We start from the raw sequence: 10,012 nt of genomic DNA, 5'->3' as shown, positions 1-10,012 counted from the left end.
TGGGATCACCCCCGCGTAGGCGGGGAAAAGACTTTATGTTCTGCGGTCAGCATCTTGAAATAAGGATCACCCCCGCATGGGCGGGGAAAAGTACCTGCCGTGCTTCAATGCCGACGGTTTCGTGGGATCACCCCCGCGTAGGCGGGGAAAAGACTTTATGTTCTGCGGTCAGCATCTTGAAATAAGGATCACCCCCGCATGGGCGGGGAAAAGTACCTGCCGTGCTTCAATGCCGACGGTTTCGTGGGATCACCCCCGCGTTGGCGGGGAAAAGCCGTGAAATTCCGCTGCACCTGCGGGCTGCAAAGGATCACCCCCGCGTGGGCGGGGAAAAGCAAACTGGCACTGTGTACGCCGTCCTGCCCTACGGATCACCCCCGCGCAGGCAGGGAAAAGAACAAGGAGCTGGAGGGCGTATGGCTGCCCATGGGATCACCCCCGCGTAGGCGGGGAAAAGAAAGGAGTACGGCATTGGTGGGCACTCCCACGAGGATCACCCCCGCGTTGGCGGGGAAAAGCTACGTTTTCGGGCCGTTCCGACCCGGGAGTTGGGATCACCCCCGCGTGGGCGGGGAAAAGCAGATCGGGGGTGACAATGGACTTGATAAGCAGGGATCACCCCCGCGTGGGCGGGGAAAAGGGTGTTTGGAATCCTTTTTAGCAACCACCGTTAGGATCACCCCCGCGTGGGCGGGGAAAAGACTAAAAAGATCCCATAGAAGCGGCATTTTTATCAGCGGGCCGATCCCGTTTCATTCAGTTTTGCATAGACCTGCTGGATCAGGCGGCAGTCGGGCAGGGCGCGATGGGTCTCCTGCTGGGCAACCTCAAAATACCGGGCCAGCGTGAGCAGCTTATAGTTCATCACCCCCGACACCTTACGGCGGGCAAGGGGCAAAACATCGATGCTGCGGTTGGTAAGCAGGGGTCTGTCATTCCGAATGCAGGCCGCACGCAAGAAATCGAGATCAAATTTCAGGTGATAGCCCACCAGCGTGTCTTTGCCCACGAATGCGAGGAACGCCTCCAGCGCGGCCAGCGGCTCCATACCGCCGCTCCGCTCCTCCGGCGTGATGCCGGTGAGCTTTGCCACCACATCCGGCAGAGGTTCTGTGCCCCGGACAAGGGCCGAAAATTCTTCGGCAGGCTGACCATCCCGCACACGGAGAGCGCCGTATTCCACAATGGCATCTGAGGCGGCGTTCAGACCGGTGGTTTCAAGGTCGATCACGGTGTAGCTTTCTTCCTTGGCAGGGGCGGCGGCTTTCTTCCGGGCCATCTTCTGAGCCATCTGGCGTTTGGCCGCGTTGCTGAATCCCGGTTTGAGATCAGCCGCCGGGGCCTGCGTCCGGGGCAGCGGGCGGCGCATCAGCTTGATGCCCTCGAAATCAACGGCCTCCCAGCTGGTGTTGTGGGTGCGGAAATCCATCCGCTGTTCGTTGTTGATGTTGAACACCAGCGTTGCCTGCCCATTTTTCAGGTTTTCGCAGACGCGATCCCAGATGGCATCCCGCACACGGCTGCTCACATTGCCCACATACACGCCGGTGTTGATCTCGCACAGCCACTTGGATAGGTCACCCCGCAGGCTGGGCGGACAGTTTGTCATAGTCAGGACAACGATGGCTCCTCACCTTCTTCCGCATCGAAGTAGTTTACGCCGTTGGCAACGGTGCCGATCTTGCTGTCCCAGAGATAGACCGCTTCCGGTTCCGCCGCCTGCTCCTCTTCGTTCAGGAGCAGCCAGCGGACATCGTGCACCATCCGCTCCAGAATATGATGTTCCACCATGGCATCCCGCACACGGCGGCGCATAACGGAGGGCAGATCCTGCGGAGCCTGCGCCGCCACCTCGAAGGCCAGCGGGATGACCACCTCGGCTTTGTACAGGTCGGCGATATCGTACACAAAAGAGCCCTCGTGCTTGACGTGGACAAATCCCAGTCCCGGCGCACAGCCCAGCGCAGTGATGACCGCAAAGGCCAGGCCGTACAGGCAGGCCGTGCCCGCCGAAAGTGCCTGATTGACGAGGTCTCCTGCAGAAAAATCATTGGGGTCATACACCCGGCCATTCCATTTGACACCGGTGGCCTTTGCGGCCTTGCGGTATGCCGTGCGCACCCGGCTGCCCTCCCGGCCCCGGAGCTGCTGGGTGGTCAGGCGGGAAACATCCTCATCCGGGAAACGGAGCTGGTACATTTTGCGCACCACTTCCAGATGCTCCCGCTGGTTGGAAAAGCGCTCAGCCTGCCGTTCCAGCAGGCGGGAGTGCTCACTCAGGGCACGGCCATGGGCGTAGAACCGCACGCCATGCTCCCCCACCCAGACCGCTGCCACACCGGTATCCCCCATCAGCTCCATGGCACGGTGGGTCACACGGGTGCCGGGCCCCAGCAGCAGGACAGAGATGCCCGCTGCCGGAACCTGAACGATGCCCTTTTCATCCGTTACGGTAATGGCTCCATTGTCCCGGCCAAGGGTGCAGTGTTCCAGATACAGAAAGGTCATCCGGTCCCGAAGCTGCGGCAGCGCCTGCCGTTCGGGCCGCGCAATGCCCGGCATCTCAGCCATGGTCTCCTCCCCTGTGGATGATGGTCATCAGGCCAAGGCCATAGGCCTTGCCCCGGCCAACGCCCTCGCACAGCAGGGCCTTGAAGGCCTCTGGGTCCGTTACCTGCAGAATGCCCTCGTAGGTCACAGCCAGCAGGGTAACAGGCCGGGTGCCGTTTTTCTTGAAGTGATAGGTCTGCTTCCGGGTCACTGCGAAGGACCCCTCCGAGACGGCAAAGCCGTGCTTTGCGGCCTGTGCCCACAGCCATTCCTCCTGCTCTACCTCGAGATAGCAGGGTTTCAGGGTACCCCGGGCCGTATGGTCGGCAGAGTCTTTTTTGCTGCGGGTGGGGTTGGCGGTCAGGCGGAACTGCCAGCAGCTGCCCGCTGTCACCCGTTCCAGCAGCGGGTCATAGGGCCGGGTCTCCGGGGGCGCACCGGTGCCGAACTGCGCACACAGGGCGGTCAGATCCGGCCGTTCCTCACTGAGCAGGAGCAGGTACAGTTTTTCTCCCAGCTGATCCAGCCGCCACAGCCTGCGGCGGCGCGCACCGGGAAAAGCGTTTTCCACCGCACCATGGAATTTCTGGGGCGAGATCAGCGCCACCATGGTCTCACGGCGGGTCGGGTCAAGTTCTGCGCGGGATAGATACATGATTTCTCACCTCAATTCTGCCATTGCGTCATGTTCGGTCGCGCCGGGCATTTCCGGCGGGTTTGTGTTCCACTCCCGCACTGGGCGGAAGCCGTACTGCCGGTGGATGGGACTGAACGACACCGCCAGATCACGCCGGGGCACGGCAGCAGCATCCGCCGGGTCCGCGTCTGCCACGATGCGCAAGGGGGCCCCATTCCTCTGTTTCACCAGCAGCGGTTCTGCCCGCAGGGTATCCAGCAGTTTCCCGGCCCGGATGCCAAGGCAGAGCGGCAGGGTGGGCGGGCAGGAACGCCGCCCCAGATACAGCGGGTAGACCGGATATTTCAGGGCCGTTTCCAGCTCCTGTAACAGGGCAGTGTCCTCGCTTTCCAGCCCCACCAGAAAGACCGCATCCTGCAGGTAATGGCGGTAGGTCACATAGGGAGCCTTGCCTTTTTTTCGATCCTCTTCCCGGTTGGCGGTGTGGAAATCCACCAGCAGGCTGCCCTCCCGGTCAGCACGGACGGCAAAGTGCAGGCCGTTCAGCCGGGCAAGACCTGCGGCATCGTCCCGGCGCAGGCCCAGAGCCGCCGCCAACAGGCCAATGACACCGCTTTTGGTGGGTTCCCGGTTCGTTTTGCGGGTCTCAAATTTGGAATCCGCACCCCACGATTGCAGGGGCGCGGCCAGCCGAAGCAACAGCGTTGCCATGGTCACACCTCATTTCCGGGCAGCTTCTCCTTTACGGCACGTTCCAGCGCGGTGAGCATCTGGTTCAGGGGCATGGCCGGGGCCAGCTCGTCCAGCCCGATGCCCACAGCAAAGCTCTGGGCCGGAGCATCCGCATAGCAGGCATACACCTGCTGCGCGTATTGCTTCAGCGCCGTCTTGGAGGGTTCCGCATAGCCCTCTGGGCTCTTGCGCACCGGCTTTTCAAAGGCACCGCAGAGGTTCACAGGCTGATCCTCCCGCAGGGTGACATAGACAACATCCGGCAGGGTGCGGTTGGCAAAGCTGTTCTGCTTTCCGGTGGGCATGGAGCGGATGAAGGCTTCGCCGAACACCCGGACAGCCTGGGCTGCCTTTTCAGCCCCCAGCAGGTGCACCAGTTCCACCATGTTGACGGTGGCATAGCGATACAGGGTGGAAGAGTTGTACTCCACCGTGCCCAGATGGCCCGCACCTGCCGAATCCTCCGGGGCACAGTCATCCACAGCGGTGAAGTAATCAAACTCGTTCTGCACGGCATGGGTGGAGATGCTGTGGGCCACCTGAGCGGCGGCATCGTAATTCAGGGAAGGCGCATCTGCCACCATTCTTCCGAACAACGCCATATCTACCGAAGGAGCCGTCCCCAGTGCATCTTTATACTGCTTCGGGTCATTGCAATCTGCAATCGCCAATTCAGCCAATGCTTTGGCCTGGGCCTCGCTCAAAAAGAACAATGTCTTAAGTTTGTCCTCTCCGCTCTTCTCGTCCACCTTAAACCCTGTGTTTTTGACTACTTTCTTTGCCAGTTTAGCTGCGTCCGCATCCGGTGCAAGCAGTTTGATCTGCTTTTCCACCACATCTGCAATCTTTTTGGTTCGGCTGCCGATATCTTCAGCATTCAGCATGTACTCATCTTTGAACATCTCTCGGATCGCGTGCTTCCACGCCTGAGAGGATACCCGGGCGCGGGTGGCACCGCCATAGACAGCCGTCTTGGGGCTGCCGGTATCGTCGCGGTTCACACAGCTGGGCGGCACCGTTTGCAGCACATGAAAATCAACATACAGACGCTTGGTATCCATTTCAATTCTCCTTTTCTTCGGTTTCAGGTGTGTCGGCATTCATCTGGTAGAGGTCCCGGCCCCACTGCAGGCGGACATTGGCTGCCTGATCCGGGAGCTGGAACCGGTACAGCTCCACAGCCAGCCGGGGGTAATCCAGTTTCAGCTTCGGTTCGTTTCCCCGGAACAGCTGCACCATCCCCCGGAGGTAGTGGGACACCTCGGGCATAGAATCCGCTGTGGCCAGTGCGTTGAACCGGCGCAGGACGCTGCTCTCGGTCCAGTCCTGCGCGGCAGCTGCGGAATTCTGGGCCAGCAGGCGCACCGCCCTGCCCAGCGTGCAGCCCTTTTCATTCATGGAAATGTTCTCTTCTCCCTGCTGGTGCAGGGCGTAAAGAGTCAGGGCAAGGTAGACCGCCCACTCGGCTTCCGATGGTTCCCGGCACTCTCCTGCCGCCGTTTCCCTGCCCCAGAGCTCTTTGGGCAGTTCCTGCAGGAAGCTGCCCCACAGCGCCGGCAGGTCGCCGGGCTGATGCCCAACGCCCCGGCGCAGCTCTGCCAGCCGGGCACGCCGCTGGGGTTTGGGCAGGCTCCACAGCCCGCTCAGCTGTCCGGCCACATAATCATGGATCGCATCCGTTATCATGCTGTTCCTCCTTCTTTCTTCGGGTAGAGCTTCCGCAGATTGTACAGGAAGCTATTGTAGGCCTTGGGGGCCGTATACAGAACGGTTTTCTTTTCGTCCTTTTTACCGCCTGTTTTCACCTCGACCCTATGGCCCACAAAGGCGGCATTTCCGGCCCGCTCCACCATCTGGCGGCCTAGCTCTGCGGCCAGTTTGCGGGCTTTCTCCTGCCATTCATCGGCTTTTTCGTCCAGCTTGTCCGTTTCGGGGTCAATGCTCTGCAGCCAAAGCCGGAACGGCTGGTCGATGGTAAAGTAGAACTGGGTGCGGGCGGATTCCGCGGTCGTATCGTTCTTATCTCCCGCCGCAAGGGAGAGCTCCCAGGCAAGGCGGCCGACGCATTGCGCGGCCTGCTCGCAGTTTTCCACCTCATCCTCTACTCGAGATTGCCATGCACGGCCCAATTCATTTAGCAAAGCCAGTTCCATAGAAAGCTGATCCGTATAACAGTCTGTCATGGAGTTGCTCATCTTGCCATATTCCACACCAAGCGCACATATCTGCAAATGCTCTTTTCTGCTCAGTATCTTCTCGTTTTGCAGTAAGGTATTCCACCAGATCACTCCGGGAACATGGCTATCGATTCCAGTCAGAGCCGAAAACTCTCGCCAAAGTTGTTTGCTCATACTATGCACACGCGGGTAATAGTATCGTGGGTTATTTTTGCTCTCTTCTTTTTTATTCCAGAGCGTCATCGGTTCGGCAAATGCATTCGTTGAATCAAAGAAATCTCCACCAAGCACAGTACAACCTGTCACCCAGCCTTCCTGACGCTTCAGCAAAATTCTTCGGTATTGCATCGTCATCAGTCCAGCAAAGTTATCCGGGCAGGGTACTTCTGTGCGTTCCTCTGTCCGGGCTGCATCCAGCTCCCAACAGGGAGCATCCTCTTCCCAGAGCTTTCCACCATCCCGCAAGAACATCAGATTTCGCATCAGAGTATCAAACAGGTTTGCACCTTTTACATAGACAACGCCCAGTCTGCCCAGCCAGCCCGGCCCCATAGAAGGCAGCGTTCTATCCTTTGCCTTTTTCTTTGCCGCAGTATCGTCGTAATTATTCAAAAAAACAAGCCATCTTGCCGCCTGTGGATAGGTCAGCCGCTCTTTCGCTTCGCCTGAATAGGCAGAAAACAAGCTGTCCTTATTTTCGCTTTCAAAGATTTCACCGTTCAATTTTTTGGCCCGGAATGGGCTTCCGATCTTCGCTTCCGGCACCTGCCAGAAGGGGCGTTCCGGGTGGAAAAGCCAGAAGCGGTCCCGCCACTGCTCCAGATAGGCCCGGATGGGCGCTTCCGGAAAATGCCCCAGCCGGTACAGCTCCTCCCAGCGGATCAGGGCATCGTCCGTTTCCTCAAAGGGGGCCGGCGTACCGTTTCCATCCACCCGGGAAAACACCGTGTGCAGAACCGCCAACAGCAGCCGCAGCATGGCGGCATCCTGCGTGGGCAGTTCTCCGGCCAGGTCGCGGTATTCGTGGGCGTGCAGCAGGGCATCCGGCAGAGAGACTTCCTGCACGGTATAGTCCTGCCCGCGCACCCGCATCCAGCGTTCCTCCAGCAAATTATACTCAATTTGCTTCATTCTCTTCCTCCTTCCGGTAGGTCAGACCGTTTTCACGGTCGTATTGCAGCACCTGCCCGGCAAGCTGTGCGGTCAGGTGGTCATCCAGCAGTAAGATCAGTTCTCCCCGCAGCAACGGCGACTGCTGCCACAGCCCGAACACGTCCCGGTTCCGGGCTTCCAGTGCGTCGATGGTCTGTTCCACCGACCACCGTTTGCTGAAATATCCGGGCAGGCGCAGCTTCTGCCGTGCAATTTGAAGCGCCATCTCCGGCTGAGGCGGCTCGTCCGTGGGCACGCTGGCACCGGGATGCCCCGTTTCATCGGGCAGGAAGCAGACATTTCCCGCCGCATCCCGCATCAAGACCAGCACGTCAATGGAAGGGTCTCCGTCACGCACCGCCGCGCGGGCACCGTTGTCACTGACCGCACCCACATCATCCATCCAATTGTCCAGCGTATTCCGGGAAGGGCGCTTTCTGTGCTCTTCCGGCGGCAGGATGGTAAAGGTCTCTGCCTTGCTCATTTTGATTTGTTGGGCCTTTTCGTACTCTGCCCGGGCCGCAGTGCTCTGTGGGCTGGCGGGCAAAGGGTCGGGCTCCCAGCCATAGACATCCTGCACCAGCGGGGCAATGTCATGGGGCAGGGTGATGGCGGTGGGCAGGAACTTGCGGGTGCGCCAGAGCAGCCATTCCCCGTAAACCGCCTTGCTGCCCTCGTCGAAGTCCTCCGTCCCAGTGTCCAGCACGGCACAGCGGGCCTGCGCCACCGGCCGGGGACGAGCCCGCCCCTCGTGGCGGTGCAGTCGTCCGATACGCTGTAAAAGCAGATCCATGGGGCAGAGCTCTGTGACCAGAAGATCCAGATCGATATCAAGGGATTGCTCGAGCACCTGCGTGCCCACCACAATGAGCTTATCCCGCTGTTCCGGGTTGGAGTGCTTGCCGATGCGCTTCATCAGCGCCTCTTCTTTGGCGGCACGGTCGGGCATAAGGAACTGAGCGTGGAATACCACCACCTCAAACTCCGGCAGTTCTGCCCGCAGACGGGCCGCAATGGCCTGCGCTTTTTTCACGGTATTGACGATCACGCCCGCACAGCCGCCCTCCCGCAAGGCACTGCGCAGAGTGTCAGTCAGCTGTTCCTCGGTCAGCGGGAATGTCTCCACTCTGCGTGGTTCGGTTTCCAGTGGGATAGTCGTCTGCTCCACCTGTTTGCCGTCCGTCCAGGTCAGCAGCGGATAGCCCCGGCAGGTCTGCCATAAGCCGTCCGGGGCGGTTCTTCCATTCAGGTAGGCCCTGACCAGCTCGACCCGGCGCTTGGCGGGCAGGGTAGCCGAAAGCAGGATCACCGGTACTTTGTACCGGCCCAGCCAGGTCAGCGCCCGGTCAAGATAGCAGTTCATGTAAGCGTCATAGGCGTGGCACTCGTCAATGACCACCACCTTGCCCGCAAGGCCAAGGTGGCGCAGCATCACATGTTTTTGCTGTAACGCCGCCATCAGCAGCTGATCCACCGTGCCGATGACAAAATCAGCCAACAGCCCCTGCTTATTGCCCCGGAACCACTGATGCACCATCACCCGGCTCTCCGGGTCAGCATCGGGGTCTGCTTCCAGATCTTCCTCCACCCGCACCGTGTCCTGCTGCAACCGGAGGTAGGCCTCGTTCAGTTCGGCCATGCCGTGGGCCAGCTTGATGGAGTGCTCCAACCCATCCGGCTGCTTTTCGGCCCACGCCAGCAGCCGCCCAAAGATGCCGTTGGCGGTGGCCTGGGTGGGCAGACCAAAGAAGATGCCGCCATCGCCGCCGTGCTTGGCTAAAATCTCTGCCGCGCCCAGCGCGGCCTCCGTCTTGCCCACGCCCATCTGTGCTTCCAGAATGAACATCCCCGGTTCCTGGGCCTGGCTGACGGCTTCCAGCATGGCCCGCTGGACTTCGTTGGGCGGAAAGCCGAACCGTTCCGCAAACGCCCCCGGTTCCGTCACATCTGACTGCACCTCCCACGGAGAGGTCAGGTCCAGCGCTTCCCACGCCCGATTGACACGGGCAGGATACAGGGTATCGCTGCCCACCTCTTCCACAGGGATGAGCGGAAAGTATCGGGTATTGCTGGCGATCCAGTCCGCCATAATGAGCAGACCGGTCAGCAGGATCTCAGCCGGGATGGTCAACTGCGGCAGCTCGTCCACGCTGGAAAAGCCGCTTTCCTGCAAGGCGTAGTCAAACAGTTCCCGCCAGCAGCTCTCCCAGAATTTCTGCTCGCCCTCGGGCCAATAGTTGGATTCCCAGCTGCCTTCTTCTTCCTCATCGCCCAGCTGGTCAAGTACGTCCTTCCCGGTTTGTGGCTTGCCATGGTGCGCTCCTGCTACCGATGCAAGCCCGTTGGGGCATTTCAGCCACCGCAAGATGGCCTCACTCGCCAACGCGTGACGTGAATACTTGCGATTCTGTTCCCGGTAACTGAGCGTTGTATATTTCTCCAGGCGCTGTCTGGGCTCCGGCAGTTGTGCCATGATAGGGCACTGGAAATTTGTGGAAGCCTTTCCAAGATCATGGACCCACCCCAAAAAGCAGGCGGTCTGTGTCAGCAGATCCTCGTCCAGCTCGATATGCTGACGGACGCTTTCCGGCAGCCACTTCTGCACCAGATACACCATAATACCCGCCGTATCCCTCAGGTGCATCCAGAGCGGCAGCCAGAAACCGCTGTTCACCGGGTCTGTTTTGCCTGCAAACAGCCGCACTTCGTAGGGAATACCTCGTTGTTTCATCCTGTTCCACCTCCACTGCAGTCAGGAAAATCG

General features: G+C 60.0%; 8 protein-coding genes and 1 CRISPR repeat array. All 8 genes read right to left on the bottom strand.

Annotated features, from left to right (window positions below; genetic code table 11):
• Window positions 1-2 precede the first annotated feature (2 nt).
• Window positions 3-701: a CRISPR direct-repeat array (repeat unit 28 nt; unit sequence GGATCACCCCCGCGTGGGCGGGGAAAAG).
• A 32-nt stretch (window positions 702-733) separates the two neighbouring features.
• The 8 genes from cas2e to cas3 are packed head-to-tail and all read right to left on the bottom strand — an operon-like array spanning window position 734 to window position 9,979.
• Window positions 734-1,609, bottom strand: a complete 876-nt coding sequence (cas2e, locus tag J3351_RS08405; RefSeq protein WP_156062038.1) for a type I-E CRISPR-associated endoribonuclease Cas2e — start codon at window positions 1,607-1,609, stop codon at window positions 734-736.
• Between the two features lie 2 nt (window positions 1,610-1,611).
• Window positions 1,612-2,571, bottom strand: coding sequence for a type I-E CRISPR-associated endonuclease Cas1e (gene cas1e / locus J3351_RS08400; RefSeq protein ID WP_117476463.1), 960 nt, complete (start codon window positions 2,569-2,571; stop codon window positions 1,612-1,614).
• Window positions 2,564-3,205, bottom strand: coding sequence for a type I-E CRISPR-associated protein Cas6/Cse3/CasE (gene cas6e / locus J3351_RS08395; protein ID WP_156058883.1), 642 nt, complete (start codon window positions 3,203-3,205; stop codon window positions 2,564-2,566). The genes cas1e and cas6e overlap by 8 nt, the downstream gene beginning before the upstream one ends.
• 6 nt (window positions 3,206-3,211) lie before the next feature.
• Window positions 3,212-3,898 carry a type I-E CRISPR-associated protein Cas5/CasD gene (cas5e, locus tag J3351_RS08390; RefSeq protein ID WP_207697516.1) on the bottom strand — a complete coding sequence of 229 codons (687 nt, stop codon included), beginning with the start codon at window positions 3,896-3,898 and terminating at the stop codon, window positions 3,212-3,214.
• A gap of 2 nt (window positions 3,899-3,900) precedes the next feature.
• Complete coding sequence (gene cas7e, locus J3351_RS08385; RefSeq protein WP_207697515.1) at window positions 3,901-4,980, bottom strand: type I-E CRISPR-associated protein Cas7/Cse4/CasC; 1,080 nt, start codon at window positions 4,978-4,980, stop codon at window positions 3,901-3,903.
• Between the two features lies 1 nt (window position 4,981).
• Complete coding sequence (gene casB, locus J3351_RS08380) at window positions 4,982-5,605, bottom strand: type I-E CRISPR-associated protein Cse2/CasB (RefSeq protein ID WP_117505580.1); 624 nt, start codon at window positions 5,603-5,605, stop codon at window positions 4,982-4,984.
• Window positions 5,602-7,227 carry a type I-E CRISPR-associated protein Cse1/CasA gene (gene casA, locus J3351_RS08375; RefSeq protein ID WP_207697514.1) on the bottom strand — a complete coding sequence of 542 codons (1,626 nt, stop codon included), beginning with the start codon at window positions 7,225-7,227 and terminating at the stop codon, window positions 5,602-5,604. The genes casB and casA overlap by 4 nt, the downstream gene beginning before the upstream one ends.
• The gene (gene cas3 / locus J3351_RS08370) at window positions 7,214-9,979 is read right to left on the bottom strand and encodes a CRISPR-associated helicase Cas3' (protein WP_207697513.1); all 2,766 of its coding nucleotides are present in this window, start codon (window positions 9,977-9,979) and stop codon (window positions 7,214-7,216) included. Before cas3 ends, casA begins: the two co-directional genes overlap by 14 nt.
• Between the last annotated feature and the right edge of the window lie 33 nt (window positions 9,980-10,012).

Origin of the sequence: Faecalibacterium sp. Marseille-Q0746, assembly GCF_017377595.1 — a bacterium.
Classification (GTDB): Bacteria; Bacillota; Clostridia; order Oscillospirales; family Ruminococcaceae; genus Faecalibacterium; species Faecalibacterium duncaniae.
The sequence above is the reverse complement of the archived record's forward strand: the minus strand, read 5'-3'. Positions and strand labels throughout refer to the sequence as shown.